The 24,762-nt window shown below is 69.6% G+C and carries 24 protein-coding genes and 2 pseudogenes; 15 read left to right on the forward strand and 11 right to left on the reverse strand.

Features of this window, described 5'->3' with window-relative positions:
• Window positions 1-141 precede the first annotated feature (141 nt).
• Window positions 142-1,173, reverse strand: a complete 1,032-nt coding sequence (locus H0X95_RS18880) for a bile acid:sodium symporter family protein (RefSeq protein WP_059721720.1) — start codon at window positions 1,171-1,173, stop codon at window positions 142-144.
• 355 nt (window positions 1,174-1,528) lie between these two features.
• On the opposite strand from H0X95_RS18880, the gene H0X95_RS18885 reads away from it, so the two are divergent.
• The 3 genes from H0X95_RS18885 (at window position 1,529) to H0X95_RS18895 (ending at window position 4,579) form a co-directional block, all read left to right on the forward strand.
• The gene (locus H0X95_RS18885; RefSeq protein ID WP_034201267.1) at window positions 1,529-2,011 is read left to right on the forward strand and encodes a hypothetical protein; all 483 of its coding nucleotides are present in this window, start codon (window positions 1,529-1,531) and stop codon (window positions 2,009-2,011) included.
• Between the two features lie 345 nt (window positions 2,012-2,356).
• Window positions 2,357-3,433 carry a porin gene (locus H0X95_RS18890; protein ID WP_006488646.1) on the forward strand — a complete coding sequence of 359 codons (1,077 nt, stop codon included), beginning with the start codon at window positions 2,357-2,359 and terminating at the stop codon, window positions 3,431-3,433.
• A gap of 183 nt (window positions 3,434-3,616) precedes the next feature.
• Window positions 3,617-4,579 carry a LysR family transcriptional regulator gene (locus tag H0X95_RS18895; RefSeq protein ID WP_006488650.1) on the forward strand — a complete coding sequence of 321 codons (963 nt, stop codon included), beginning with the start codon at window positions 3,617-3,619 and terminating at the stop codon, window positions 4,577-4,579.
• A gap of 115 nt (window positions 4,580-4,694) precedes the next feature.
• Here H0X95_RS18895 and H0X95_RS18900 read toward each other — a convergent pair whose 3' ends face one another.
• The gene (locus H0X95_RS18900) at window positions 4,695-5,654 is read right to left on the reverse strand and encodes an NAD(P)H-dependent flavin oxidoreductase (RefSeq protein ID WP_006488640.1); all 960 of its coding nucleotides are present in this window, start codon (window positions 5,652-5,654) and stop codon (window positions 4,695-4,697) included.
• A 239-nt stretch (window positions 5,655-5,893) separates the two neighbouring features.
• On the opposite strand from H0X95_RS18900, the gene H0X95_RS18905 reads away from it, so the two are divergent.
• Window positions 5,894-6,790, forward strand: a complete 897-nt coding sequence (locus H0X95_RS18905; RefSeq protein WP_006495468.1) for an alpha/beta fold hydrolase — start codon at window positions 5,894-5,896, stop codon at window positions 6,788-6,790.
• 61 nt (window positions 6,791-6,851) lie between these two features.
• On the opposite strand, the gene H0X95_RS18910 is transcribed toward H0X95_RS18905, so the two are convergent.
• The gene (locus H0X95_RS18910; protein WP_006495467.1) at window positions 6,852-7,343 is read right to left on the reverse strand and encodes an Lrp/AsnC family transcriptional regulator; all 492 of its coding nucleotides are present in this window, start codon (window positions 7,341-7,343) and stop codon (window positions 6,852-6,854) included.
• A gap of 112 nt (window positions 7,344-7,455) precedes the next feature.
• Here H0X95_RS18910 and H0X95_RS18915 point away from each other — a divergent pair, with 112 nt between their 5' ends.
• Window positions 7,456-8,358 carry a DMT family transporter gene (locus H0X95_RS18915; protein WP_006488637.1) on the forward strand — a complete coding sequence of 301 codons (903 nt, stop codon included), beginning with the start codon at window positions 7,456-7,458 and terminating at the stop codon, window positions 8,356-8,358.
• A gap of 253 nt (window positions 8,359-8,611) precedes the next feature.
• Here the strand turns inward: H0X95_RS18915 and H0X95_RS18920 are convergent, their stop codons facing one another.
• From H0X95_RS18920 to H0X95_RS18935, 4 genes are read right to left on the reverse strand one after another with little or no spacing between them, the layout of a single operon-like run.
• Complete coding sequence (locus H0X95_RS18920; RefSeq protein WP_006488644.1) at window positions 8,612-8,818, reverse strand: DUF1289 domain-containing protein; 207 nt, start codon at window positions 8,816-8,818, stop codon at window positions 8,612-8,614.
• Entirely contained in the window at window positions 8,815-9,321 is a 507-nt protein-coding gene (locus H0X95_RS18925) for a YbaK/EbsC family protein (protein ID WP_006488642.1), read from the reverse strand. The genes H0X95_RS18920 and H0X95_RS18925 overlap by 4 nt, the downstream gene beginning before the upstream one ends.
• Before the next feature lie 26 nt (window positions 9,322-9,347).
• Window positions 9,348-10,280, reverse strand: coding sequence for a hydroxymethylglutaryl-CoA lyase (locus H0X95_RS18930; protein WP_034201288.1), 933 nt, complete (start codon window positions 10,278-10,280; stop codon window positions 9,348-9,350).
• A 32-nt stretch (window positions 10,281-10,312) separates the two neighbouring features.
• Entirely contained in the window at window positions 10,313-11,254 is a 942-nt protein-coding gene (locus H0X95_RS18935) for a 2-hydroxyacid dehydrogenase (RefSeq protein WP_059721718.1), read from the reverse strand.
• 345 nt (window positions 11,255-11,599) lie between these two features.
• Between H0X95_RS18935 and H0X95_RS18940 the strand changes: the two genes are divergently transcribed.
• Window positions 11,600-12,223 carry an RBBP9/YdeN family alpha/beta hydrolase gene (locus H0X95_RS18940; protein ID WP_059721717.1) on the forward strand — a complete coding sequence of 208 codons (624 nt, stop codon included), beginning with the start codon at window positions 11,600-11,602 and terminating at the stop codon, window positions 12,221-12,223.
• Between the two features lie 248 nt (window positions 12,224-12,471).
• On the opposite strand, the gene H0X95_RS18945 is transcribed toward H0X95_RS18940, so the two are convergent.
• Window positions 12,472-12,756: a hypothetical protein gene (locus tag H0X95_RS18945; protein ID WP_006493376.1), complete on the reverse strand. Its 285-nt coding sequence runs from the start codon at window positions 12,754-12,756 to the stop codon at window positions 12,472-12,474.
• On the opposite strand from H0X95_RS18945, the gene H0X95_RS18950 reads away from it, so the two are divergent.
• The 4 genes from H0X95_RS18950 to H0X95_RS18965 all read left to right on the forward strand — a co-directional run bounded on the left by H0X95_RS18950 (window position 12,755) and on the right by H0X95_RS18965 (window position 17,310).
• The gene (locus H0X95_RS18950; protein WP_124551037.1) at window positions 12,755-13,084 is read left to right on the forward strand and encodes a hypothetical protein; all 330 of its coding nucleotides are present in this window, start codon (window positions 12,755-12,757) and stop codon (window positions 13,082-13,084) included. The genes H0X95_RS18945 and H0X95_RS18950 overlap by 2 nt on opposite strands.
• A 228-nt stretch (window positions 13,085-13,312) precedes the next feature.
• On the forward strand, window positions 13,313-14,068 hold the full coding sequence (locus H0X95_RS18955; protein WP_196446138.1) for a (2Fe-2S)-binding protein: 756 nt from the start codon (window positions 13,313-13,315) through the stop codon (window positions 14,066-14,068).
• Window positions 14,069-14,086: 18 nt separating this feature from the next.
• A complete protein-coding gene (locus H0X95_RS18960; protein ID WP_006495461.1) occupies window positions 14,087-15,088 on the forward strand; it encodes an FAD binding domain-containing protein in 1,002 nt (333 codons plus the stop codon).
• A complete protein-coding gene (locus H0X95_RS18965; protein ID WP_196446139.1) occupies window positions 15,085-17,310 on the forward strand; it encodes a xanthine dehydrogenase family protein molybdopterin-binding subunit in 2,226 nt (741 codons plus the stop codon). The genes H0X95_RS18960 and H0X95_RS18965 overlap by 4 nt, the downstream gene beginning before the upstream one ends.
• Before the next feature lie 9 nt (window positions 17,311-17,319).
• Here H0X95_RS18965 and H0X95_RS18970 read toward each other — a convergent pair whose 3' ends face one another.
• Complete coding sequence (locus H0X95_RS18970) at window positions 17,320-18,240, reverse strand: LysR substrate-binding domain-containing protein (protein ID WP_196446140.1); 921 nt, start codon at window positions 18,238-18,240, stop codon at window positions 17,320-17,322.
• Between the two features lie 112 nt (window positions 18,241-18,352).
• Here H0X95_RS18970 and H0X95_RS18975 point away from each other — a divergent pair, with 112 nt between their 5' ends.
• Window positions 18,353-18,991: a glutathione S-transferase family protein gene (locus tag H0X95_RS18975; protein ID WP_006493377.1), complete on the forward strand. Its 639-nt coding sequence runs from the start codon at window positions 18,353-18,355 to the stop codon at window positions 18,989-18,991.
• A 56-nt stretch (window positions 18,992-19,047) separates the two neighbouring features.
• On the opposite strand, the gene H0X95_RS18980 is transcribed toward H0X95_RS18975, so the two are convergent.
• Window positions 19,048-20,319 (reverse strand): MFS transporter, encoded by a 1,272-nt coding sequence (locus H0X95_RS18980; protein ID WP_006495457.1) that lies wholly within the window; start codon window positions 20,317-20,319, stop codon window positions 19,048-19,050.
• Between the two features lie 106 nt (window positions 20,320-20,425).
• Here H0X95_RS18980 and H0X95_RS18985 point away from each other — a divergent pair.
• From H0X95_RS18985 to H0X95_RS18995, 3 genes and pseudogenes are all read left to right on the forward strand, one after another.
• Window positions 20,426-21,498, forward strand: a pseudogene (locus tag H0X95_RS18985) (LysR substrate-binding domain-containing protein).
• Between the two features lie 114 nt (window positions 21,499-21,612).
• Window positions 21,613-21,822 (forward strand): hypothetical protein, encoded by a 210-nt coding sequence (locus H0X95_RS18990; RefSeq protein ID WP_006484075.1) that lies wholly within the window; start codon window positions 21,613-21,615, stop codon window positions 21,820-21,822.
• Window positions 21,822-22,202 (forward strand): annotated as a pseudogene (locus tag H0X95_RS18995) (type II toxin-antitoxin system VapC family toxin). The gene H0X95_RS18990 and the pseudogene H0X95_RS18995 overlap by 1 nt, the downstream one beginning before the upstream one ends.
• A 56-nt stretch (window positions 22,203-22,258) precedes the next feature.
• Here H0X95_RS18995 and dapA read toward each other — a convergent pair.
• Window positions 22,259-23,152: a 4-hydroxy-tetrahydrodipicolinate synthase gene (gene dapA / locus H0X95_RS19000; protein WP_059721714.1), complete on the reverse strand. Its 894-nt coding sequence runs from the start codon at window positions 23,150-23,152 to the stop codon at window positions 22,259-22,261.
• 451 nt (window positions 23,153-23,603) lie between these two features.
• On the opposite strand from dapA, the gene H0X95_RS19005 reads away from it, so the two are divergent.
• Complete coding sequence (locus H0X95_RS19005; protein WP_006484066.1) at window positions 23,604-24,623, forward strand: sulfate ABC transporter substrate-binding protein; 1,020 nt, start codon at window positions 23,604-23,606, stop codon at window positions 24,621-24,623.
• Window positions 24,624-24,762: the final 139 nt, after the last annotated feature.

Genomic DNA, 24,762 nt, shown 5'->3' on the forward strand with positions numbered 1-24,762 from the left:
GGGGCGGAAGGCGGAAGGCGGAAGGCGGAAGGCGGAAGGCGGAAGGCGGAAGGCGGAAGGCGGAAGGCGGAAGGCGGAAGGCGGAAGGCGGAAGGCGGCAGGCGGCCGCCAGCGGCGGCCATCCGGCCCCCCGGAGACACGTCAGCGCTTGCCCGTACTCAACGCGCCCGACGTGGCCGTCGCATCCCCCTCGTCCTGCTCGCCGCTCGTGTCGCGTGCGCCCCAGCGCTGCGCGAGCGCCGCGCACGCCATCAGCTGGATCTGGTGGAACAGCATCAGCGGCAGCACGATCGCGCCGACCGCGTTCGCCGAGAAGATCACCTTCGCCATCGGCACACCGGCCGCGAGGCTCTTCTTCGAGCCGCAGAAGATGATCGTGATCTGGTCGGCGCGGTTGAAGCCGAGCCGCTTGCTGACGAACGCGGTCAGCAGCAGCGCGATCGCGAGCAGCACGAGGTTGACGACGAGCAGGCCGCCGAGCGCGTGCGGCGGAATCTGGTGCCACAACCCTTCGTTGACGGCCTCGCTGAACGCGACGTAGACGACCAGCAGGATCGAGCCCTGGTCGACGAAGCGCAGCACGCCGCGATTGCGGTCGATCCAGCCGCCGATTACCGGCCGCAGCAACTGGCCGGCGATGAACGGCACGAGCAGCTGCATCACGATGCTGCCGACGGTGCTCCACGGCGACGCCGCGGCGGCCGACTGCGACGTGATCATCAGCCCGACGAGCGCCGGCGTGACGAAGATCCCGAGCAGGCTCGACGCCGAGGCCGCGCACACGGCGGCCGGCACGTTGCCCTTGGCGATCGACGTGAACGCGATCGACGACTGGACCGTCGACGGCAGCGTGCACAGGAACAGCACGCCCGCATACAGCGTCGGCGTGACGAGCGGCTGCAGCACGGGCTTCAGCGCGAGGCCGAGCAGCGGGAACAGCGCGAACGTGCTGAGCAGCACGACCGCGTGCAGCCGCCAGTGGGTCGCGCCGGCGACGACGGCTTCGCGCGACAGTTTCGCGCCGTGCAGGAAAAACAGCAGGCCGACCGCGATGTTGGTCGCCCAGTTGAACGCATGGGCGGCCGGGCCGCGGCAGGGCAGCAGGCTCGCGAGCACGACGGTGCCGACCAGCGCGAGCGTGAAGTTGTCGGGAAGAAAACGGGGACGGGCCATCGGGAACTCGATTCGGAAACAGCACGGGCGGCAAAAGCGCGCGTCGCGCGCGCGGATGGCGTCATTGTCGCGGTTGGCGATTCACTACACAAATTCATTGTGAGAATCGATTGATGAATCTGTTGCATGCAATGGCGTCCGCCACACCTGTCCGGCCTCACGCAAAACAGCAGAAGAATGTTCTGTCGCGATCGCGCCCCGAAGTGAAAAAACCTAGCAGTAACATGGTGTTACACCGATGCCGGCGACATAACACTTTTTGGCTCGACACACTTTCCGCCCGCTCATAAATTACTGCTGAAAGCCTTGGGTCGGCCGAAAGGAGCCGACGGCGGGCGTCGATGGGCACGGAACGATGACGGAACGGGTGAAACGGAAGATCGGACGATGGGTGGCAGGCGTGCTCGGCACGCTGCTGATGCCGCTCGCGCTCGCCCAGCCGCCCCATGGCGGTCACGGGTTCGGCGGCCACGGCTTCGGTGGCGGCGACATGCGCGCGTACGGTCAGGCGGCCGCCGGCGGTCCCGTCTGGCGCCGCGCCGCGCCGCCTGCCGGCGTACGTCCCGGCGGCGTCAGCGGCTCCGGCTCCCGCTGGGGGCTGCGCCCGACGCCGTCGTACGGCCACTACGCCGCGCAAAGCCCGTATCGGCCGATCAGCGCCGAGGTCCGCCAGATGCCGCGCCCGCCGGGCGGCGGCAACGTCCCGCTGCGCGCCGGTTCGATCCGCGCCGACGTCGCCCGCTACAACGAGGAGCGCGGCGGTCGTCCGATGCCGCCGCCCCGCTCGCAGGAAGAGCCTGCGCACTCGCCGTTTTTCTCCCCGTTCTACCGAAACTGAGCGCCCCGGCGCGCGTCCCCCCGCCGGCTGATGCGAATTCGCCACAGTCGCGCGCAGATTTCCGCTGATTTTCCCGCCGCATTGCGCTATCTTTCGCGCCCGGCACGCGCATGCCACGCCGCCGCCCGCCCGTGCGACCGCGTTCGCGCCGGGCCGCCACCGTGCATCCGGCCATGGATACGTTCCGCGAAGTTAAGGCTGGCGCTATACCAGCAATAAGTGTGCGCAATTTTGACCGGACGAATGATCCGTAAAGATGGCTGCGCCCCATACGACGCAAGCACTCGGCTCCAAAAAACAACGCTCGCGCCACTTATCGACTATTCGACAAAACCTGGAGATCCCATGAAAGCATTCGCTCGCCGTGCGTCGCGCACGTCCGTCAAGCTGATCGCCGCAGCCGCCTGCGTGGCGGCCGCCGCACCCGTCCATGCGCAGTCGAGCGTCTCGCTCTACGGTCAGGTCGACGAATGGGTCGGCGCCACCAAGTTCCCGGGCGGCAATCGGGCGTGGAACGTGTCGGGCGGCGGCATGTCGACGTCGTACTGGGGCCTGCACGGCGCGGAGGACCTCGGCGGCGGCTACAAGGCGATCTTCACGATGGAGAGCTTCTTCCGCGCGCAGAACGGTCAGTACGGCCGCTTCCAGGGCGACACGTTCTTCGCGCGCAACGCGTACGTCGGCATCAGCTCGCCGTACGGCACGGTGACGGCAGGCCGCCTGACGACGCACCTGTTCCTGTCGACGATCCTGTTCAACCCGTTCTACGACTCGTACACCTTCTCGCCGATGGTGTACCACGTGTTCCTCGGCCTCGGCACGTTCCCGACCTATCCGAGCGACCAGGGCGCGGTCGGCGATTCGGGCTGGAACAACGCGCTGTCGTACACGTCGCCTTCGTTCGGTGGCCTGAATTTCGGCGCGATGTACGCACTCGGCAACCAGGCCGGCGACAACCGTTCGAAGAAGTGGAGCGCGCAGTTCAACTATGCGAACGGCCCGTTCGCGGCGACCGCCGTCTATCAGTACGTGAACTTCAACAACGGCCCGCAGGATCTGAGCGCGCTCGTGACCGGCATGAAGAGCCAGGGCATCGCGCTGGTCGGCGCGACCTACGACCTGAAGCTCGTGAAGCTGTTCGGCCAGTACATGTACACGAAGAACGACCAGGTCGCGGGCAGCTGGCACGTGAACACCGCGCAGGGCGGCGTGTCGGTGCCGCTCGGCGTGGGCAACGCGATGGCGTCGTATGCGTACTCGCGCGACGCGGGCGGCCTCGACCAGACGCGCCAGACCTGGGCCGTCGGCTACGACTATCCGCTGTCCAAGCGCACCGACGTCTACGCGGCCTACATGAACGACCACATCAGCGGCCTGTCGACCGGCAACACGTTCGGCGCAGGCATCCGCGCGAAGTTCTGACGCGCACGCGCGATCGGCGCGCCGGCCGCGCGCGTCAATCGCGCGTTTTGGCTGCATGTTTTCCCGCCCGAAACGGCGCCGCCACCCGCGGCGCCGTTTTGCCTTTCTTGACCTTTCTGTTTCCTCGCCTTTGTTACCCTATCTCGTAATTGGTTGATTCCCCCGGGATTGCGAGCTAGTTCGATGGATACCCTCGTCAGCATGAATGTGTTTCGCTACGTCGTCGAAGTGGGCAGCTTCGTCGGCGCGGCGGAGCGCATGCAGATGTCGGCGGCGATGGCGAGCAAGCACGTGATGCACCTCGAGCAGCAGCTCGGCGCGCGGCTGCTGCATCGCACGACACGACGCGTCGCGCCCACCGAGGCCGGACGTGAATACTATGAGCGCCTCGTGCAGGCGCTGTCCGAACTCGACGAAGCCGGTCAGGCCGTCGGCGCCGCGAGCGTGGTGCCGCAGGGCCGGCTGCGCGTGACGTCGCTGTCCGCGTTCGGGCTGCGGCACGTGATGCAGGCCGTCACCGATTACGCGGGTCGGTTCCCGGACGTGACGGTCGACATGACGCTCTCCGATCGCGTGGTCGACCTGATCGAGGAAGGCTACGACGTCGCGGTGCGCGCGGCGCCGAACGGCCTGAAATCGTCGTCGCTGGTCGCGCGCCAGATCGCGACCGCGCACATCCTGCTGGTCGCGTCGCCCGAGTATCTCGAGAAGCGTGGCACGCCGCAGACGATCGCCGATCTCGCGAACCACAACTACCTGCGGCGCGATTCGAATTCGACGATGCTCGATTCGCTGGTGATCGACGCGGCCGCCGCGTCGCGCGTGAGCCTGAACGGCAACCTGATCGTGAACCATCTCGAAGGGCTGCGCGCGGCCGTGCTCGCCGGCGCGGGCATCGCGCTGCTCGGCACCGAAGTGGTCGGCGACGACATCGAGTCGGGCCGGCTCGTGCCGGTGCTGCTCGATTCGGTGCCGCCGCACGAGGCGCCGATCTACGCGGTGTACGCGAGCCGTCGTCACGTGTCCGCGAAGGTGCGCTCGTTCGTCGACTTCCTGGCTGCGCGCTTCGAAGGGCAGTCGTTGTGCCCGTCCATCGAAGCGCGTCTGCGCGTGCTGCCGATCACGCGGATGAAGCGCGCGGTCTGACCCGCATCGTCCGCCGCGGCGGGGCAATAAAAAAAGCGCGAACCGCTGCGGTTCGCGCTTTTTGCCTGGCTCGACGATTTCGCGTCGATGGCGGCCGCGATGGCCGCCGCCTCCGTCAGCGCGGGATGCCGAGCCGCGCCTTCGCGTCGTCGTATTCGCGCTTGAGCCGCTCGACGAGCGCACCCACGCTCGGCAGGTCGTCCATCAGGCCGACGCCCTGGCCCGCACCCCAGATGTCCTTCCACGCCTTCGTTTTGTCGCTGCCGAAATTCATCTTGGTCTTGTCGGATTCCGGCAGCGCGTCCGGATCGAGGCCGGCCTTCTCGATGCTCTCGCGGATGTAGTTGCCGTGCACGCCCGTGAAGAGGTTCGTGTAGATGATGTCCGACGATTTCGCGTTCAGGATCGCGTGCTTGTAGTCGTCGATCGCGTGCGCTTCCTGCGTCGCGATGAAACGCGTGCCCATGTACGCGAAGTCGGCGCCCATCGCTTGCGCGGCGAGGATCGAGCCGCCGTTCGCGATCGAGCCGGACAGCACGATCGGACCGTCGAAGATCTTGCGGACTTCGCCGACCAGCGCGAACGGCGACGTCGTGCCCGCGTGGCCGCCGGCGCCGGCCGCGACGAGGATCAGCCCGTCGACGCCCGCTTCGAGCGCCTTCTGCGCGTGGCGCAGGTTGATCACGTCGTGCAGCACGATGCCGCCGTAGCTGTGCACCGCATCGACGATCTCGCGCGCCGGTGCGCGCAGGCTCGTGATGAAGATCGGCACCTTGTGCTCGACGCACACGCGCACGTCGTGTTCGAGCCGCGCGTTCGACTGGTGGACGATCTGGTTGACCGCGATCGGGCCGATCACCGCATCGGGATGTTTCGCCTTGTGGTCGGCGAGTTCCGACTGGATCTGCGTGAGCCACTCGTCGAGCAGTTCGGCCGGGCGCGCGTTGAGCGCAGGGAACGAGCCGACGATGCCCGCCTTGCATTGCGCGAGCACGAGTTCGGGGTAGCTGACGATGAACATCGGCGACGCGATGACGGGGAGCGTCAGGTTCTGCAGGACGGTGGGCAATGCCATGTGATGTCTCCAGTCTCCGGGGGCGTTGCGGTCGGACGGTGATTCGAGTGTAGCTGTGGAATGCGTTCGTTCATATTAATACGAACGGTCGTGCGATTCTACGCGAGCTTAACAAACTGCGCGGTGTGCCGGCAATCGAGTGAGTGTTCTCTTTCTATGGTTTCGGGTGCTTACCCCGCTGTGAAGACGCGCCGGCGCTCCTAAAATAGCCGCCATAACAAACCAACGAGAAACAAACCATGTCGTTTGAGGCGTTTGCACCGTTTCGCGTGACGGTGCAGGACACCGACATTTTCGGTGTCAAAGGAGGCACGGGGCCGCCGCTGCTGTTGCTGCACGGCCATCCGCAGACCCACATGATCTGGCATCGCGTTGCCGCGACGCTCGCGAATCACTTCACGGTGATCGCCACCGACCTGCGCGGCTACGGCGCATCGGGCCGGCCGCCGAGCGACGCGCGGCACACGCCGTATTCGAAACGCGCGATGGCGGCGGACCAGGTCGCCGTGATGCGGCATTTCGGCTTCGAGCATTTCCACGTATGCGCGCACGATCGCGGCGCGCGGGTCGCGCACCGGCTCGCGCTCGATCACGCGGATGCCGTCGAGCGGATGATGCTGCTCGACATCGCGCCGACGCTCGCGATGTACGAGAAAACCGATCGCGCGTTCGCGACCGCGTATTTCCACTGGTTCTTCCTGATCCAGCCGGCGCCGCTGCCCGAGACGCTGGTCGGCGCGCACACCGATGCGTACATCGAGCGCGTGATGGGCAACCGGTCGGCCGGGCTGGCGCCGTTCGCGCCGGAGGCGCTCGACGCGTACCGGGCGGCGCTCGCGCAGCCGGGCGCCGTGCACGCGATGTGCGAGGACTACCGCGCGTCGGCGACGATCGATCTCGAGCACGACCGTGCGGATCTCGAACGCGGCAACAAGGTCGCGTGCCCGCTGCGCGTGCTGTGGGGCGAGCACGGGATCGTCGGCCGCTGCTTCGATCCGCTCGACGAATGGCGGCGCGTCGCGCGCGACGTCAGCGGCCGTGCGCTCGACTGCGGGCACTACATTCCCGAAGAGGCGCCGGCCGCGCTGATCGACGAACTGCTCGCGTTCTTCGACGCGCGCGACGCGGCTGCGTGACGGTGCGTGCAGGCGGCCGGCGCGGGTCGCCCGCGCCTCGGCGGGGCGTGCCGCTCGCGGCTCAGCGGTGCGCGTGCTCGTCTTCGACGAGCGGCGGCAGGCGGCGCGGCACGGGCGTCGATTTCACGATCGCGGTGCTCGTCTCCGCGCGCTCCGTCACCTTCGACAGGATGTCGTCGAGATGCTCGATCGTGCGCAGGTAGAGCCGGCAGATGAAGCAGTCGTCGCCGGTGACCTTGTCGCATTCGACGAATTCGGGAATCCGCCGCAGCAACTCCTCGACCAGATGCAACTGGCCCGGCAGCGGCTTCACGCGGACGATCGCCTGCAGCGTGTAGCCGAGCGCGCGCGGGTCGAGCTCGACGGTGAACGCGGCGATCACGCCTTGCGCCTCGAGCCGCCGCACGCGGTCGGCGGTCGCGGGCGCCGACAACCCGATCTGCCGGGCGAGTTCGCTGGTCGCGATGCGGGCGTCGTCGGCCAGCGCGGCGACGATCGCGCGGTCGGTCGCGTCGAGCGACGCGACGGCAGGCGGGGAAAGGCGTTTCGGCATGATTGCTTTGCTTTCGAAGGTGAATCTGCTGATTCACTTCAGTTTAGCCGTGGTTGCGGCGAAAGCAAGTTTCTAGAATCGAAGTCATCCACTCTCTTCAACGGAGTTCCTGATGGCCACGAATGAAATTCGCCGCGGCGCCGCCGAGATGATCGTCGCGATGCTGATGTCCGGCACGATCGGCTGGCTCGTGATGTCGTCGCAGCAGCCGCTGACCAATGTCGTGTTCTTCCGCTGCGTATTCGGCACCGCGACGCTCGCGATCGTCTGTGCGGCGTTCGGTTTCCTGCGCCGCTCGCTGTTCTCGCCGCGGATGCTCGTGCTCACGATGTTCGGCAGCCTCGCGATCGTCGCGAACTGGCTGCTGCTCTTCGCCGCCTATTCGCGCGCGTCGATCTCGATGGCGACCGCTGTCTACAACACCCAGCCGTTCATGCTCGTCGCGCTCGGCGCCATCGTGTTCCGCGAGCGGATCACCGCGTCGACGGTCGCGTGGCTCGTGCTCGCGTTCGCGGGGCTGGTGTTCGTGGTGCGCGTGGAGCCGGCCGTGCTCGCGGTGCCCGGCGAATACCTGGAAGGGGTCGCGCTGTCGCTCGGTGCGGCGTTCCTGTATGCGATCTCGTCGATCATCACGAAGCACCTGAAGGGCACGCCGCCGCATCTGCTCGCACTGCTGCAGGTCGGCCTCGGCGTCCTGCTGCTTGCGCCGTTCGCACACTTCGACACCTTGCCGGCGACGGTCGGGCAATGGGCCGACCTGATCGTGCTGGGCATCGTCAACACCGGGCTGATGTACGTGTTGCTGTACGGCGCGGTCCAGAAGCTGCCGACCGCGATGACGGGCGCGCTGTCGTTCGTCTATCCGGTCGTCGCGATCGTCGTCGATCGCGTCGCGTTCGGGCAGACGCTCGCGTGGACGCAGGTGGTCGGCGCGCTCTTGATCCTGCTCGCGGCGGCCGGCGTGAACCTCGGCTGGCGCATCGTGCCGGCGCGTCGCACGGCGGTCGGCAACTGATACGGTCAGACGATTCGGCGCCGTGGCGGGCTCATGCAGCGGCCGTCGAAGGGGCGAGCCGGGAACGGAGATTGCGCTTGAAACGACGCCCAGCGGACGCCGCGCGCACTCGGAAAAGCGCTGTAAGAAGTTGTAGGGAAACACCCGATGCGATGCGGCCGCGTCGCTCGTATGATGCGGGCTGTGACGTTGATCACGTTCACAGGATTCCGATCTCGATGCCGTTCGCCCGTGAGGCTGAACGGCTTTTTTTTTATGTCTCGCTGCCTGCGATCAGGCGCCGCCGTGCGTCGAGCCGCGCGAGCAGCGCGCGCCGCGCGTCGTCGTCCGACGTACGCCATCCCTTGATCTCGCCGCGCGTGCGCAGGCAGCCCGCGCACCAGTCGGTGCGCGGATCGATCCGGCAGACGTCGGTGCACGGCGACGCGACCGTGGCGACCGGCATCGTCACGTCGCTCATGCGGACTCCCGCAACGCGACGTCCGCGACCGGCGCGCCGGTGAGCGACACGAGTTCGTGCGGCGACAGGTTGAACACCGCGTGCGGATGGCCGGCGGCGGCCCACAGGCTGTCGAGCGCGAGCAGGTCGGCGTCGATCAGCGTGACGGGTTCGACCAGATGGCCGATCGGGCAGACGCCGCCGATCGCATAGCCGGTGTTGTCGCGCACGAACTTCGCGTCCGCGCGGCCGACCGGGCCGACCTGTTCGGCGACCTTTCTTTCGTCCACGCGGTTGACGCCGCTCGCAATCACCAGCACGGGCGCGCCGTCGGCCTGCCGGCGAAACAGGATCGACTTCGCGATCTGCGCGACCGAGCAGCCGAGCCCGGCCGCGGCCTCGGCCGACGTCTTGCCGGTTTCGGCGAGCATCACGATGCCTTTCGCATGGCCGCGCTCGCGCAGCAGCAGCGCGACGCGTCGCGCGGAATCGGGGAGGGAATCGAATGAAGCGGGTGTCGTCATGTTGATGAATCCGTGGAGTGGCGCGATCAGACGCAGTTCGCGGCGTCGGCCGCGCTCCGTGCTTTCGCGAGCAGTGCACGACCGGCGCGCGACACGTTCGCGCGGCCGATCGCGTTCGAGATGAAATCGCCGGCGGCGACGACCTGTGCGAGGTCGATGCCGGTTTCGATGCCGAGGCCCTGCATCAGGTACAGCACGTCCTCGGTCGCGACGTTGCCGGTCGCGCCCTTCGCGTACGGGCAGCCGCCGAGGCCCGCGACCGATGCGTGAAAGATCTCGATCCCTTCGAACAGCGCCGCGTAGATGTTCGCGAGCGCCTGGCCGTAGGTGTCGTGGAAGTGGCCCGACAGGCGTTCGCGCGGGAACACGCGCGTGACGGCCGCGAGCACTTCGCGCGTGCGCTTCGGCGTGCCGACGCCGATCGTGTCGGCAATGTCGATCTCGTCGCAGCCGAGCGCGGCGAACCGTTCGACGACGTCGACCACCGACGCGACCGGCACCTCGCCCTGGTACGGGCAGCCGAGCGTGCACGACACGCTGCCGCGCAGCCGCAGGCCCGCATCCTTCGCGGCTTTCGCGACGGGCTCGAAGCGCGCGATGCTCTCGGCGATGCTGCAGTTGATGTTCCGCTGCGAGAACGCCTCGCTCGCCGCGCCGAAGATCACGACTTCGTCGGCCCGTGCCGCGACCGCATTCTCGAAGCCCTTCAGGTTCGGCGTGAGCACCGAGTACACGGTGCCCGGGCGACGCTCGATGCCGGCCATCACGTCGGCGCCGTCGGCCATCTGCGGCACCCATTTCGGCGACACGAACGACGCGGCCTCGACGTTGCGGAAGCCGGCGCGCGACAGCCGGTCGACGAGCGCGATCTTCACGTCGGTCGGCACGAAGGTCTTCTCGTTCTGCAGCCCGTCGCGCGGGCCGACTTCGACGATCTTGACGGCGGTGGGGAACGTCATGGTTGTCTCCTGGTTTCTCTTTGTGGCGGAATTCAGTAGCCGCGCGCGTAGTCGACGATGCCGCTGACGGGCGCGCCGCGCTCGAACGCGCGGATCTTGCCGGCGATCTGCTCGACGGCTTCCGCGCGCAGCGTCTCGGCCGAGCTGTGCGGCGTGATCGTGATGCGCGGCGTACGCCAGAACGGATGGTCGTCCGGCAGCGGTTCGTGCTGGAACACGTCGAGCGTGGCCGCGGCGACCTGGCCGCTCGCGAGCGCGTCGAGCAGGTCGGCTTCGACGAGATGCGCGCCGCGCGCGACGTTGACGACGTACGCGCCGGGCGCGAGCCGCGCGAATGCGCGCGACGACAGGATGCCGTCGGTGTCGCGCGTGCTCGGCAGCAGGTTGACGAGCACCTTCGCGCCGTCGATGCACGCGTCGAACGCGCCGTCGCCGGCGAAGGTCGTGACGCCGTCGAGCTGCTTCGCGCTGCGGCTGTAGCCGCGCACCGGCACGCCGAGGGCGGCGAGCGCGCGGGCGACCTCGGCGCCGAGCACGCCGAGCCCGAGGACCGCGACGGTGAAGTTCGCGCGCGCATGCGGCTCGAGCGGCTGCCAGCGGCGCTCGCGCTGCTGCAGGTCGTATTCGTCGAAACGGCGCAGGTAGCGCAGCACCGCGTGCGTCACGTATTCGACCATCTGCTGCGCCATGCCCGAATCCTCGAGCCGCACCAGCGGCACGTGCGCGGGCAGCGTGCCCGGATGCGCGCGGTCGAGCGCGAGCAGCGCATCGACACCCGCGCCGAGGTTGAAGATCGCGCGCAGGCCGTCGCGCGGCGCGAACAACTCGCGCGGCGGGCGCCACACGAGCGCGTAGTCGGCGGCAGCCGTATCGCCCGGCTGCCACGCGCGCAGTTCGGCTTCCGGCAGCGCACGCGCGATCTCGTCGCGCCATGCGCCGGCGTCCTGATGCGGCGAGTAGAACAGGATCTTCATTGCGTGAGGGCGCGCGCGCCGGCAAGGCGCGCCGCGGGAACGGCAAGCGAAGCCGGGTGCAGCGCACCGGCGGACGTAGCGGACATCGGGCGTCTCCTGACGAGCGGTCCGGCGCGTCGGCGCGGGGACCGGTTCCGTGTGAAGCTGACGGGAAGCCCACATTCTACGGTTTCGCGGCACATCGCGCCGTCGTGCGGGACGGGCGGCCGGTGCGGGCCGCCGTCACGCGGCCACCGGCCGCCACCGCGGCACCGGTCGTGCAAAAGCAAAGCACAAAATATTGGTTCGGCCGCCGCGTACCCGGCGCCACAATCGAACCTCGTCTTCAAGCAAGCGAGGGCAATCATGCGCGCATGCAGCAAATCGGCGTGGCCGCCGCGGCTCGTCACCGTTCCGGGCCTGCACGGCAGCGAAGGCGCCCACTGGCAGACCTGGCTCGAGCGGCAGTTCCCGCGCTCGTTGCGCGTCGAGCAGCACGACTGGGATGCGCCCGATCTCGCGGGCTGGGCGCAATCGGTGCGGGCGCTGCTCGATCGCGAGCGCGGCCCGTTCGTGCTCGCCGCGCACAGCTTCGGCTGCCTCGCGGCCGCGCATGCGCTCGCGCAGTGGCCGCACGTGGGCGATGTCGCGGGCGTGCTGTTCGTCGCGCCGGCCAGCCCGAAGAAATTCACGTTTGCCGGGCCGTTCGACGCGCGCCGGCTCGCGGCGCCGTCGATCGTGATCGGCAGCGAGACCGATCCGTGGATGCCGCTCGCCGATGCGCGCACGCTCGCGCAGCGCCTGGGCAGCGCGTTCGTGAACCTCGGCGACGCCGGGCACATCAACACCGCGGCCGGCTTCGGGCCGTGGCCGCGCGCGAAATACTTCATCGACACGCTGGTGCATTGCGCGGCGCCGCTGCGCTTTCGCGACGCCGACGACGGCTTCGACGCCGCGCTCGTCGATCGCGCGCTCGCGCACGCGGTCTGACGGGCTGGCCGCGCGGCGCAGGCTGCGCGGCGGCTGCCGCGGCATGTCACGCCGATGACGCGCCGGCCTGAAGCCGGCCGGCGCTGAATCGCTCGGCCGGCCGTTCTCGATGTGGCTCGCGAAGCGGCGCGCGAACGTGCCGTTTGCGCCGCCGTCCACCCAACCGTCACGTCATACCCGTCACGCCTCCGCACGAGCGCCTGCTGCTCTGCGCGAGCGGTGCCGACTCCTGTCAGGTTACGAAGGAATCAACCCGGCGACGAGGCGGCGGCGCTCGATGCGGCCGCGTTCGTGGCGGGCTTCGCATCGTCGTCGTCATCGGGCGGGTAGTGCACGACGGGCGGCGCGAGCGGCGCGGCATCGGATGCGGCGGCGTTCGCGGGCGCGTCGCTGTTGAACGCGCTGGCGGCGCCGCTCGATGCGCCGGCCTGCGGCGCGGCGTCGGTCGCGTGAGCGTCGGGCGGTGCGTCGTCGCTGCAGGCGGCGACGAATACGGCGGCACACAGAACGACGGCGACGGAAACGCGACGCATGACTTCTCTCTCCTGGCAGGCTGATCGGGAAACGTTTTCGAGTATGCCGCCGCGATGCGACGTTTCGGTGAATCGTTGGCGATCAGGGCGCGATCGCGACATGTTTTCGTCAGGCCGACCGCGCGCCTTCGCGGCGATCCGCCTGCACGCATGGCGGAATTTTCCAGCAGACGCGGATGCTGCGCGCATTTACACGGCGCGCAACTTCCCAACCCGGCCACCGCGAAGCGGCCGCCATGCGCGCCATTGGCGATGCGACCGGCAACTTGCGATCGACGGGCTGCCGGTTTCGCCCGAAAACCGGGCGTTATTGCCGCTTCGTCAGTGAATTGCCAGCCGCGCGCCAGCGTGGCGTCATGAACGCGCGATCTCGGGCGCCCGAGCCTGGCGATCGCATGTGCGCGCCGCGGCCCGGCGCCGGCACGCTGCAGAGGCGCGGCTTCCCGCGGTGTCGCGGCACCGGAATTGCTCGTTTGCCGATCCGCGTGCCGACTGCGCTGCCATCCGGGCACGAGCGGCACATCCGCGTCCCTCCACCATGGAGCGAGCACAAGCCATGTCCAGCGATCGATCCGATTCTCCGTCCGCCGAACCGGCGCGCGATGCCGCCCCGTCGCCGCTCGGGCCCGGCCATCCCGTGGCGCCGCCGTTGCCGCACGATACGCCGTCCAGCGCCGCGCGGCGCCGCTTCCTGCAATCCGCGGCGGCTGCCGCGACCGTCAGCGCCGCATCGCACGTTCATTCGCAGCCGCCGCACGCGGCAGCGCAGCCGGCCGCGCCGCGCCGCGATACGGCGCCGGCGCAGCCCGTGCGTCTCGACATCAACGGGCGCGCGTACACGCTGCAGCTCGAACCGCGCGTGACGCTGCTCGACGCGCTGCGCGAATACGCCGGCCTCACGGGCACGAAGAAGGGCTGCGATCGCGGGCAGTGCGGCGCGTGCACGGTGCTCATCGACGGGCGGCGCATCAACGCGTGCCTGACGCTCGCGGTGATGCACGAAGGCGAGCGGATCACGACCGTCGAAGGGCTGGCGCGCGACGGCGTGCTGAGCCCGGTGCAGCGCGCGTTCGTCGAATACGATGCGTTCCAGTGCGGCTACTGCACGTCCGGCCAGCTCTGCTCCGCGACCGCGCTGCTCGACGAGTTCGCGGCCGGCGCCGGGAGCGCCGCCACCGACGACGTGCGGCGTCGCCCCGCGCGCCTGTCCGACGACGAGATCCGCGAGCGCATGAGCGGCAACCTGTGCCGGTGCGGCGCGTACCCGAACATCGTCGCCGCCGTGCGCGCCGCGCATGCGGCGCACGGCTAGCCGACGGAGGGCACCGCAATGGAAGCGATCTCCTACGAGCGCGCGACCGACGTCGCCGGCGCCGTGCGCGCGGCGCAGCGGCCCGGCACGGCCTTCATCGGCGGCGGCACGAACCTGCTCGACCTGATGAAGGGCGGCGTCGCGCGGCCCGTCACGCTCATCGACATCACGCGGATCGCGGGCCTCGATACGGTCGATGCGTTGCCCGGCGGCGGTATGCGCATCGGTGCGCTCGTGCGCAACAGCGATGCGGCCGATCATCCGCGCCTGCGCGCCGGCTATCCGCTGCTGTCGCAGGCGCTGCTCGCCGGGGCGTCCGCGCAATTGCGCAACATGGCGACCGTCGGCGGCAACCTGATGCAGCGCACCCGCTGCCCGTATTTCTACGATCCCGCGTTCGCGCAGTGCAACAAGCGCGAGCCGGGCAGCGGCTGCGCGGCGATCGGCGGCCACAACCGGATGCACGCGATCCTCGGCGCCAGTCCGCACTGCGTGGCGGTGAATCCGTCGGACATGAGCGTCGCGCTCGCCGCGCTCGACGCCGTCGTGCAGGTGAGCGGCCCGCGCGGCGCACGGCAGATTCCGATCGCGTCGTTTCACCGCTTGCCGGGCGATCGTCCCGATCTCGACACGACGCTCGAACCGGGCGAGCTGATCACCGCGGTGGACTTGCCGCCGCCGCGCTTCGCCGACCATGCGCACTATCTGAAAGTGCGGGATCGCGCGAGCTACGCGTTCGCGCTGGTGTCGGTCGCGGCCGCCTTGCGGATGGACGGCCCGCACGTTGCCGACGCGCGGATCGCGCTGGGCGGCGTCGCCCACAAGCCGTTGCGGGCGCTGGAGGCGGAAGCGCATCTCGCGGGCCGCACGCCGACCGACGCGACGCTGCGCGAGGCGGCCGCGCTGGCGTTGCGCGATGCGCGGCCGCTCGACGGCAATGGATTCAAGGTCGCGCTCGCGCAGCGGGCGATCGTCCGTGCGGTCGCAACGGCAGCCGCCACGACGGGAGGTGTCGCATGAACACGTTGACGGGACAGCCGCTCGACCGTGTCGACGGCGTACTGAAGGTGACGGGCGGCGCGCACTACGCGGCCGAGTTTGCCGATGCGCGGCTCGCGCACGCGGTGCTCGTGACGAGCACGATCGCATCCGGGCGCATCGAATCGATCGATGCGGCGCGCGCCCGCGCGATGCCGGGCGTGCTGATCGTGATCACGCACGAGAACGCGATGCGGTTGCCCGACGGCGGCCGGCCGCCGCTGTCGCCGCCCGCCGGGCGCCGGCTCACGTTGTTGCAGGACGACACGGTGCGCTACAGCAACGAGCCCGTCGCGGTCGTCGTCGCCGAGACGCTCGAGCAGGCGACCGACGCCGCGAACGCCGTGCAGGTGCGCTATCGCGCGAGCGAGGCCGTGCTCGATTTCGTGCAGGTGAAGCACGGCGCGCGCGTGCCGCCGAAACAGCAGGGGCGTGCGATGGACACGCAGCGCGGCGACCTCGATGCCGGCCTGCGCGAAGGCGCGGTGCGCATCGACGCAACCTATACGACGCCGATGCAGCACCACAACCCGATCGAGCCGCACGCGACGATGGCGCGCTGGGACGGCCCGATGCTCACGCTGCACGATGCGACGCAGGGCGTGTCGGGCGCGAGCGCGGCGGTGGCCGCGGTCTTCGGCATCGCACCGGAGCAGGTGCGCGTGATTTCGCCGTTCCTCGGCGGCGGCTTCGGCTGCAAGGGTTCGTCGTGGTCGCACGTGTCGTTGTGCGCGATGGCGGCGAAGCAGGTCGGGCGCCCGGTTCGGCTCGCGCTGACGCGGCCGCAGATGTTCGGCCCGGTCGGCGGGCGGCCGTTCACCGAGCAGCGCATCGTGCTGGCCGCGCGCCAGGACGGGACGTTGACGGCGATGCGCCACGACACGATCGCCACCACGTCGACGTTCGAGGACTGGATGGAGACCTGCGGGATGCCGTCGCGCATCCTGTACGCGGTGCCGAACCACGCGACCACGCACCGGATCGTGTCGCTGAACGTCGGCACGCCGACGTTCATGCGCGCGCCCGGCGAGGCGTCCGGCTCGTTCGCGCTGGAATCGGCGATGGACGAGCTTGCGTGGCGGCTCGGCATGGATCCGGTCGCGCTGCGGCTCGCGAATTACGCGGAAGTCGATCCGCAGGACGGCAAGCCATGGTCGAGCAACGCGCTGCGCGAATGCTACCGCGTCGGCGCGCAGCGCTTCGGTTGGTCGCGCCGTGCCGGCGCGCCGCGCACGATGCGCGACGGCGACACGCTGATCGGCCTCGGGATGGCGGCCGCCACGTATCCGGCGAACCGCAGCGAGGCGTCGGCGCGTGCGCGGATCTTGCCGGACGGCACGGCCGAAGTCGCGTCGGGCACGCAGGACATCGGCACCGGCACCTACACCGTGATGACCCAGGTCGCGGCCGATGCGCTCGGTTTCGCGCCGCGGAACGTGCGCTTCGTGCTCGGCGATTCCAGCCTGCCGCGCGCGCCGGTATCGGGCGGCTCGCAGTCGGCGGCGAGCGTGGCGCCGGCCGTGCGCGAGGCCGCGTGGCAGGCGCGCGCGAAGCTGATCGCGCTGGCGATCGCCGATCCGGGGTCGCCGCTGCACGGCGCCGCGGCCGATGACGTGACGGTCGACAACGGCTGGATCGTGCATCGCGGCGCGCCGTCGCGGCGCGATCCGGCCGCGGCGGTGCTCGCGCGCGCGGGCGGTCGACCGATCGACGCGCAGGCGACGACGAAGCCGGGCGACGAGAAGTCGCGCTACGCGTCTCACTCGTTCGGCGCGGTGTTCGCGGAAGTGCGCGTGGACGCCGAGCTCGGCACGATCCGCGTCCCGCGCATCGTCGGCGTGTACAGCGTCGGCCGTCTGCTCAACGCGAAGACCGCGCGCAGCCAGTTGATCGGCGGAATGGTATGGGGGCTGGGTACCGCGCTCGAGGAGGGTTCGCATCTCGACGTGCGCCACGGCCGCTTCACGAACGCGAATCTTGCCGAATATCACGTGCCCGTGAACGCGGACATCGGCGCGCTCGACGTGAGTTTCGTCGACGAAAGCGACACGCATTTCAATCCGCTCGGCATTCGCGGCATCGGCGAGATCGGCATCACCGGCGTGCCGGCCGCGATCGCCAATGCGGTTTATCACGCAACCGGCGTGCGGGTGCGCGACTTGCCGATCACGCTCGACAAGGTGGCGATGCCGACGCGTGCGTGAGCCGCGACGTCAGCGCCGCGGCGTCCTGCGCCGCACTTCGCTGCGCAGCCAGTCGAGCCAGGTGCGGATCGCCGCCTCGTGCGGATGGCCGGGGCGCCATACGACGTAGTGCGCATACACGTCGGCGATGCGCACCGTCGACACGCGCACGAGCGTGCCGTCCGCGAGTTCGGGCTCGATCAGCGAGCGGCGCGCGAGCGCGACGCCGCGGCCTTGCCGCGCCGCGTCGATCAGCGCGTTCGTATCGCTGAAACGGGGCGCGCGCGCGGATTCGGTGAGGTCGAGCCGCGCGGCCTGGAACCACGGTTCCCACGGTTGCGCGGGATGGCGCAGCAGCGTCGCGCGGACGAGGTCGGCCGGCGTGCGCGGGGCGATGCCGTCGCGATTGCGGTAGGCGGGGCTCGCGACCGGAAAGATCGTCTCGTTCATCAGCTTCTCGGCGACGACGCCGGGCCAGGTGCCAGGCCCGTAGCGCAGCGCGACGTCGATGCGGTCGCGCTTGCGCAGCGGCGCGAGCGCCACGTCCGGATGGAGCACGATCGAGATGTGCGGATGCGCGGCGGAGAAGCGCGGCAGGCGCGGCGCGAGCCAGCGCTCGGCGACGCTCGGCAGCACGCTGACGTTCAGCGCCACGTCGCAGGTGCGCGGGCGGCGGCGCACCGCCAGCGCGGGTTCGAACGCGCGTTCGAGCACGCTCAGGCCCTGGCGAACCTGCAGTGCGAGGGCATGCGCGGCGTGCGTCGGCGTCGCACCGTTGCGCTCGCGCGTGAACAGCGGATAGCCGAGCTGCGCCTCGAGCGCGCGGATGTGCTGGCTGACCGCGCCTTGCGTGAGCGCGAGTTCGTCGGCCGCACGCGTGAAGCTCTGCAGCCGCACGGCGGTTTCGAACGCACGCAGCGTCTGCAGCGGAGGGAGGTGGATGCGTCGCATACGGGTATTAGTAACACTAATGTCCGAGCACGACAATTCATCGTTTGCCGCGTATCGGTACGCGTTCCTACACTCGGTTCCGTCTTCCACAGCCCCATCGGGCCACACCGCCATGAACGCCTATCGTCTCTACCTTTCGCCGGGCGCCTGCTCGCTTGCCGCCCACATCGCGCTGGAGGAAACCGGCGCGCCGTTCGACGTCGAAATCGTGTCCGTGCGCGAACAGCAGAACCTCGAAGCGCGCTATCTCGCGATCAACCCGAAGGCGCGCGTGCCCGTGCTCGCGATTCCGGGCGAGCCGCGCGTGCTGACCGAAACGCCGGCGATCCTCACGTATCTCGCGCGCCGCTATCCGGACGCGCAACTGCTGCCGCTCGACGATCCGCTGCGCGAGGCGCGCTGCCACGAATGGCTCGCGTGGCTGGTCGGCTGGGTGCATGGCGTCGGGTATGGCGCGCTGTGGCGGCCGGGGCGCTTCATCGACGATCCGGCGCTGCACGGCGCGATCAGTGCGCATGGGCGCGGCACGATCGAGGCCGCGAACGCGTCGATCGAAGCCCTGCTGGCCGACGGGCGCACGTGGGCCGAGCCGGGCGCGCATTCGATCGTCGATCCGTTCCTGCTCGTGCTGTATCGGTGGGGCGTCGCGATCGGGCTCGACATGACGCGGCATCCCGCATGGACCGCTCATGCGCAGCGCGAGGCCGAACGGCCGGCCGCGCGGCGCGCGCTGGCGCGCGAGGCGGCCTGACGGGGGAGCGGGCGTCGCGGGTCCTTGCCGCGACGTCCGAGTGAAACGGGCGGCGGTTATTTCGCCGCGAACAGCGGATAGGTCGCGCCCGCGACCAGCGCGGCCGCGAGCCACACCACGCTCCACGAACTCGCGGCGAGCAGCGGCGGAATCGCGAGCGGCGTCGCGAACAGCCCGAGGTAGACGATCGTGTTCGCCATCCCGAGCGCGGTGCCCGCGTGGTTCGCGCCCGCGAGCGTCGCGAGCTCCGTGTACGCGACGCCATGCCACGCCGACACGCAGATGCCGGCGAACACGAGAATCGCGACGATCGCGGCGAGCGGCACATGCGGGCTGCCGGCCGTCGCCGCCGCGAGCAGCGTGAACGACCCGGCCGCGACGAACACGGAGCCGCGCAGGTACGCGCGTCGATTGCCGTGCCGGTCGGTATGGCGGCCGCTCCACACCCGCATCACCATCGCGCCGAGCTGCAGCGCGACCATCGCCGCGCTGATGCCGGCCAGGCCGAGCCGGCCGAAGTCGTGCAGGAACACCGTCGCGAACGTGAGCACCGCGAATTGCGGCGCGCACAGCAGGCCGATGCCGAGCACGATGCGCCACACGGGGCCGCTCGCGAGCGGGTTGCGCGCGTGGCCGGCGGTCGGTGGCCGTTGGGCGATGCGGCGCGTCGCGACGGGCGCCGCGGCCGGCTCGGCAGGCGGTTCGTGCAGCCAGCGCCAGGTGAGTGCGGCCGATCCCGCGCACAGCAGCATCAGCGCCCCGAACACCGCGGCGAAGCCGGCATGCGACGCGAGCGACGGCAGCAGCGCCGCGCCGAGGCCGCCGCCGAGCGGCACGGCCGTCTGGCGGATGCTCATCGCGAGCCCGCGTTCGCGCTCGCCGAACCAGCGCATCACCGCGCGTCCGCTCGAGCCGTTGACGCTGCCGCCGAGCAGGCCGACGCAGCACATGGCCGCGACGACCCGCATCAGCGGCGGCGCCGCGTGCGCGGTCGGGACGACCGTGCCCACCATCAGCGCGAGCATCGCGGCCGTCGCGACGAGCCCGGTCAGCAGCACGCGGCGGTCGCCGAAGCGGTCGGCGGCGATGCCCCACGGCAGCTCGGACAGCGCGACGCCGAAGCCGAGCGCGCCGAGCACGAGGCCGAGCGCGCCGTTGTCGAGGTGATAGGCCGAGCGCATCCACACGGCCGTGGTCGGAATGCCGGCCGCGGCGGCCGAAAAGCTCATGTTCGCGGCGACGCCAGCGGCCAGCACGCGCCAGCGATGGGCCGGCCCGCGCACGTCGCGGGCTGGCGAAGCAGGAGAAACGATGCACGAAGTGTCCATGACGGCAGGCCCGGTTCGAAGTTGACGTCCATAGTCTGGCGGCCTACATTCATCCTGAAAATCGGAAAGTTTTTGATGAATCGTTCGATGAAACAGGATGGTTGAAATGCCTGGACAAGACCTGCCGCGCGACGGCGGCGAGCCGCTCGCGGGGGCCGATGCCGCGCTGGCGCGGCCCAACTTCGATGTCGCGGCGCTGCGCAGCCTCGTCGCGGGCGTGGATCTCGGCAGTTTCGCCAAGGCGGCCGACCGCGTCGCGCGCTCGTCGTCGGCGGTGAGCGCGCAGATCCGCAAGCTCGAGGAGCAGGCCGGCACGCCGTTGTTCGTGAAGGCCGGACGCGGGCTCGCGCTGACCGACGCCGGCTCGCGCTGACCGACGCCGGCAACGCGATGCTGCACTACGCGCGGCGGATGATCGAGCTGAACGACGAAGCGGCCGCGGCCGTGCGTGGCGTGAATCTCGACGGCTGGGTGCGCGTCGGGTTGCAGGAGGATTTCGGCGAAGCGATCCTGCCCGACGTGCTCGGGCGGTTCGCGCGTGCGCATCCGAAAGTGAAGATCGAGGCGCGCGTGGCGCGCAACGCCGATCTGCTCGACCGGCTCGACGCGAACCAGCTCGATCTGGCGCTCGTGTGGGGCGATCCGGCGTCGGCGGCGCTCGTGTCGCGGGCGGGGATCGACAGCGAAGCGATCGCGCAGGCGCCAATGCAATGGATCGGCGCGGCGGCGGGTGGTGGTGCCGGTGTGCCGGATGGCGGCGGGGATGCCGGCGTGACGGGCCGTGTCGACGAAACCGGCGGTCGCGCCGTGCACGCGACGGGCGAGCCGTTGCCGCTCGTCGTGTTCGACCGGCCGTGCCGGTTCTTCGGCGCGGCGACCGATGCGCTCGACCGCGCGGGGGTGCCGTGGCGCGTCGCGTTCACGACGCCCAGCCTGGCCGGGCTATGGGCGGCCGCGGCGGCCGGCCTCGGGCTGACGGTGTGCTCGCATTACGGACTGCCCGCGTCGGTGCGCGTGCTCGATGCGGCGTCGTGCGGGCTGCCGGCGCTGCCTGGCCTGCCGCTGATCCTGCTGCGGCGCACGTCGTCGGCGACGCCGACGGTCGACCGGCTTGCGCGGATCGTGACGCAGGCGGTGCGGGGGGCGACGGGGGCGGAAGGCGCGGCGTTGGCGGCCTGACGACACGTTCGCGATGGTCACTGCCGGTTATCCGACAGCCCCTCTGCCGATTGGCCGAATGGATCGATCGGGCGAACCTGACTACAGTGATGATCATCTGAAACGGAGGTCATCATGCAAAAAGCGAATGTTCCCGGTGCCGGCGCGATCGATCCTGCGCATCGGACGGATGGTTCGATCCGCAGTGACGGGGAACCCGCCGATCAGTCCGCGCCTGCCTCGCTACCCGTTCGGTTCGGGGTCCTGCAGGGACAGGTCCGGATCGCGGACGACTTCGATGCGCCGCTGCCCGATTATCTGCTGGATGCTTTCGAAGGACGGTGATGCGCCTGTTGCTCGATACGCACATCTTCCTGTGGATCGCGACCAACGATCCGAGGCTCAGCACGCGTGCGCGCAGACTGATCTCGGCTGCTGACGAACGCTTCGTCAGCAGCGCGAGCATCTGGGAGGCCGCCATCAAGGCCGGCCTTGGGAAGCTCGACATCGACGTTGGCGAGCTGATCCGCGCAATCAGCGCAAGCGGGATTCGCGAGTTACCGGTTCGCGCCGTACATGGAGCCGCGGTGCGCGATTTGCCTCATCACCATCGCGATCCTTTCGATTGATTGCTGGTCGCGCAGGCGCGACATGAACCCCTTCGGCTTGTGACGGCCGACGCGCATCTGGCTCGGTATGACCGGTCCCTGGTTTTGACAGTTTGAAATAATCCGTCGGGGCGGGATTCATCTGCCGCCAGCGCCATGCGTGGCTTAGCGGCCTATGCCGTGGCGACGTCCGGCTCGATTGCTTCGAGCGCCGCGCAAAGCGCGTCCAACCGCGCTCGCAACCCTTCGCTCGCCGGCACGAACGGCAGCCGCAATCCGTCCTCGCACCACCCTTGCGCGGCGAGCACGGCCTTCACCGGCGCCGGGTTCGGTTCCGCGAACAGCGCCGCGACGAGCGGCTGCAGCGCGACCGACAGGCGCCGCGCATCGGCGAGCCGCCCGTCGCGCAGCCATGCGTGAATCCGCACATGCCAGTCGGGCAGCACGTGCGCGCTGCTCGCGATCGCGCCGTGCGCGCCCGCGCACATCGCCGCGAAGTTCTGGTTGTCGTCGCCGGACAGGATCGCGAGCGGCGTGTCGTGCACCAGCCGGCTCATCCGGTCGAGCGTGCCGCCGCATTCCTTGATGCCCGCGACGCGCGGATCGCGGGCGAGCGCCTGCAGCGTGTCCAGTTCGACGTTCACGCCGGTGCGGTACGGGATGTTGTAGACGAGCACCGGCAGGTCGGCCGCGTCGACGATCGCCTCGACATGGCGGCGGATGCCGTCCTGGGTCGGCCGCACGTAGACGGGCGGCGTGACGAGCAGCCCGTCCGGGCGCAGCGCCGCGAGTTCCCGTGCGCGGGCGGCCGCGAAATGCGTCGCGCTCGCGGTCAGCCCGACGACGATCGGCAGCCCGGGTGCCGCGTCGCGCAGCGTCGCGAACACCGCGTCCTGTTCGCGCGCGTCGAGCAGCACGCCTTCGCCGGTCGTCGCACCCGCGACGAAACCCGCGATGCCCGTGGCCGCATAGTGGCGCGCAAGCCGCGCGAGCGCCGCATGGTCGACCTCGCCGTTGTGGAACGGCGTGATGATCGGCAGCCAGATACCTTCGAAACGTGTGTTCATGCAAAACCTCAGGGTGGAAACGGAGTGGGAAGGAACCGTTCCGCCGGCGGTGTGCCGGAGCGAGGCGTGCGTGCAAGGAGAATGAAACGACCTGCGGGCATCCCGTCCGGCATTCGCCTGACGGGACGCGACGCCCCCGTCAGTCGAGGAGTCGTTTTTTCAGTTTCAGCCCGGCCGCGCGCGCACCTGCCGCGACGGCGGCGAGGATCGAGGGCGAACGCAGGGTAGCGGACATGGATGAACCGTGAATGGGCTGAGCGGCGATCTTAACACCGGAGCGGCGGCGCGCGCGAGCCCCGGCCGACGCTTAGCAGGATTCGAGATTTGCTTTCCACGACTGATTGGAAAGCGCGCCGCGCCCGGCCGCTAGAATGCCCGCTTACGTTTCGATGACAGCGCGTACGCGTGCGGTCACGCACATTCACCACCACTGGAAACGGGGCATATCACGATGGCAAGCATCAAGGGGATCGGCCGCTGGCTGCACACGGGCGCGGCGGCGGCGCTGGTCGTGGCGGCGACGGCCGCGCACGCGGACACGTCGATCCTGAACGTGTCGTACGACGTGACGCGCGAGCTGTACAAGGACATCAACGCGAGCTTTGCCGCCGCCTACAAGCAGAAGACCGGCGAGACGGTCACGATCAAGCAGTCGCACGGCGCATCGAGCGCACAGGCGCTGTCGGTGCTGCAGGGGCTGCAGGCCGACGTCGTGACGATGAACCAGCCGAACGACATCGACCTGCTCGCCGAGCGCGGCCAGTTGCTGCCGAAGGACTGGCGCGCACGCTTCCCGGACAACAGCTCGCCGTACTCGACGACGATGGTGTTCCTCGTGCGCAAGGGCAACCCGAAGGCGATCAAGGACTGGAGCGATCTCGCGAAGCCGGGCGTCCAGGTGATCATCGCGAACCCGAAGACGTCGGGCAACGGCCGCTATGCGTATCTCGCCGCATGGGGCTTCCAGAAGCAGAAGGGCGCGACCGACCAGCAGGCGCTCGACTTCGAGAAGGCGATCTTCCGCAACGTGCCGGTGCTCGATTCGGGCGGCCGCGGCGCGACGACGACGTTCACGCAGCGCGGCATCGGCGACGTGCTCGTCACGTTCGAGAACGAGGTCGCGCTGATGGACACGGGCGCATCGGGCGCGCAATTCGACGCGGTGTATCCGTCGGCGAGCATCCTCGCGGAGCCGCCCGTCGCCGTCGTCGACAAGGTGGTCGACAAGAAAGGCACGCGCAAGGTCGCGCAGGCGTATCTGGATTACCTGTACACGCCGGAAGCGCAGGAGATCATCGCGCAGCACCATCTGCGCCCGCGCGACGCGGCCGTGCTGAAGAAGCATGCGGCCGAGTTCAAGGCGCTGAAGACGTTCAGCGTCGAGCAGGTCTTCGGCAGCTGGGCGAACGCGCAGAAGACCCATTTCGCCGACGGCGGCACGTTCGACCAGGTGATCGTCGACCGGAAGTGAGCGCGGCGCGCACGACGCGCGCGCTCGCATGACGACGCAGCCGGCCGCTCCCGCGGCCGGCTTTTTTTGTGCCTGCGCGGCGGATTTCCGTTCCGAGCCGGCCCGCATTCCCGGCCGCCGCCGCGCGTGCTACGCTCAT

Origin of the sequence: Burkholderia sp. 9779_493 (assembly GCF_015712215.1) — a bacterium.
GTDB lineage: Bacteria > Pseudomonadota > Gammaproteobacteria > Burkholderiales > Burkholderiaceae > Burkholderia > Burkholderia cenocepacia.

Excerpts from the sequence above, each read along its gene's own strand:
- H0X95_RS18880 (WP_059721720.1), bottom strand. The coding sequence starts at position 1,173 with ATGGCCCGTCCCCGTTTTCTTCCCGACAACTTCACGCTCGCGCTGGTC.
- H0X95_RS18885 (WP_034201267.1), top strand. The coding sequence starts at position 1,529 with ATGACGGAACGGGTGAAACGGAAGATCGGACGATGGGTGGCAGGCGTG.
- H0X95_RS18890 (WP_006488646.1), top strand. The coding sequence starts at position 2,357 with ATGAAAGCATTCGCTCGCCGTGCGTCGCGCACGTCCGTCAAGCTGATC.
- H0X95_RS18895 (WP_006488650.1), top strand. The coding sequence starts at position 3,617 with ATGGATACCCTCGTCAGCATGAATGTGTTTCGCTACGTCGTCGAAGTG.
- H0X95_RS18900 (WP_006488640.1), bottom strand. The coding sequence starts at position 5,654 with ATGGCATTGCCCACCGTCCTGCAGAACCTGACGCTCCCCGTCATCGCG.
- H0X95_RS18905 (WP_006495468.1), top strand. The coding sequence starts at position 5,894 with ATGTCGTTTGAGGCGTTTGCACCGTTTCGCGTGACGGTGCAGGACACC.
- H0X95_RS18910 (WP_006495467.1), bottom strand. The coding sequence starts at position 7,343 with ATGCCGAAACGCCTTTCCCCGCCTGCCGTCGCGTCGCTCGACGCGACC.
- H0X95_RS18915 (WP_006488637.1), top strand. The coding sequence starts at position 7,456 with ATGGCCACGAATGAAATTCGCCGCGGCGCCGCCGAGATGATCGTCGCG.
- H0X95_RS18920 (WP_006488644.1), bottom strand. The coding sequence starts at position 8,818 with ATGAGCGACGTGACGATGCCGGTCGCCACGGTCGCGTCGCCGTGCACC.
- H0X95_RS18925 (WP_006488642.1), bottom strand. The coding sequence starts at position 9,321 with ATGACGACACCCGCTTCATTCGATTCCCTCCCCGATTCCGCGCGACGC.
- H0X95_RS18930 (WP_034201288.1), bottom strand. The coding sequence starts at position 10,280 with ATGACGTTCCCCACCGCCGTCAAGATCGTCGAAGTCGGCCCGCGCGAC.
- H0X95_RS18935 (WP_059721718.1), bottom strand. The coding sequence starts at position 11,254 with ATGAAGATCCTGTTCTACTCGCCGCATCAGGACGCCGGCGCATGGCGC.
- H0X95_RS18940 (WP_059721717.1), top strand. The coding sequence starts at position 11,600 with ATGCGCGCATGCAGCAAATCGGCGTGGCCGCCGCGGCTCGTCACCGTT.
- H0X95_RS18950 (WP_124551037.1), top strand. The coding sequence starts at position 12,755 with ATGACTTCTCTCTCCTGGCAGGCTGATCGGGAAACGTTTTCGAGTATG.
- H0X95_RS18945 (WP_006493376.1), bottom strand. The coding sequence starts at position 12,756 with ATGCGTCGCGTTTCCGTCGCCGTCGTTCTGTGTGCCGCCGTATTCGTC.
- H0X95_RS18955 (WP_196446138.1), top strand. The coding sequence starts at position 13,313 with ATGTCCAGCGATCGATCCGATTCTCCGTCCGCCGAACCGGCGCGCGAT.
- H0X95_RS18960 (WP_006495461.1), top strand. The coding sequence starts at position 14,087 with ATGGAAGCGATCTCCTACGAGCGCGCGACCGACGTCGCCGGCGCCGTG.
- H0X95_RS18965 (WP_196446139.1), top strand. The coding sequence starts at position 15,085 with ATGAACACGTTGACGGGACAGCCGCTCGACCGTGTCGACGGCGTACTG.
- H0X95_RS18970 (WP_196446140.1), bottom strand. The coding sequence starts at position 18,240 with ATGCGACGCATCCACCTCCCTCCGCTGCAGACGCTGCGTGCGTTCGAA.
- H0X95_RS18975 (WP_006493377.1), top strand. The coding sequence starts at position 18,353 with ATGAACGCCTATCGTCTCTACCTTTCGCCGGGCGCCTGCTCGCTTGCC.
- H0X95_RS18980 (WP_006495457.1), bottom strand. The coding sequence starts at position 20,319 with ATGGACACTTCGTGCATCGTTTCTCCTGCTTCGCCAGCCCGCGACGTG.
- H0X95_RS18990 (WP_006484075.1), top strand. The coding sequence starts at position 21,613 with ATGCAAAAAGCGAATGTTCCCGGTGCCGGCGCGATCGATCCTGCGCAT.
- dapA (WP_059721714.1), bottom strand. The coding sequence starts at position 23,152 with ATGAACACACGTTTCGAAGGTATCTGGCTGCCGATCATCACGCCGTTC.
- H0X95_RS19005 (WP_006484066.1), top strand. The coding sequence starts at position 23,604 with ATGGCAAGCATCAAGGGGATCGGCCGCTGGCTGCACACGGGCGCGGCG.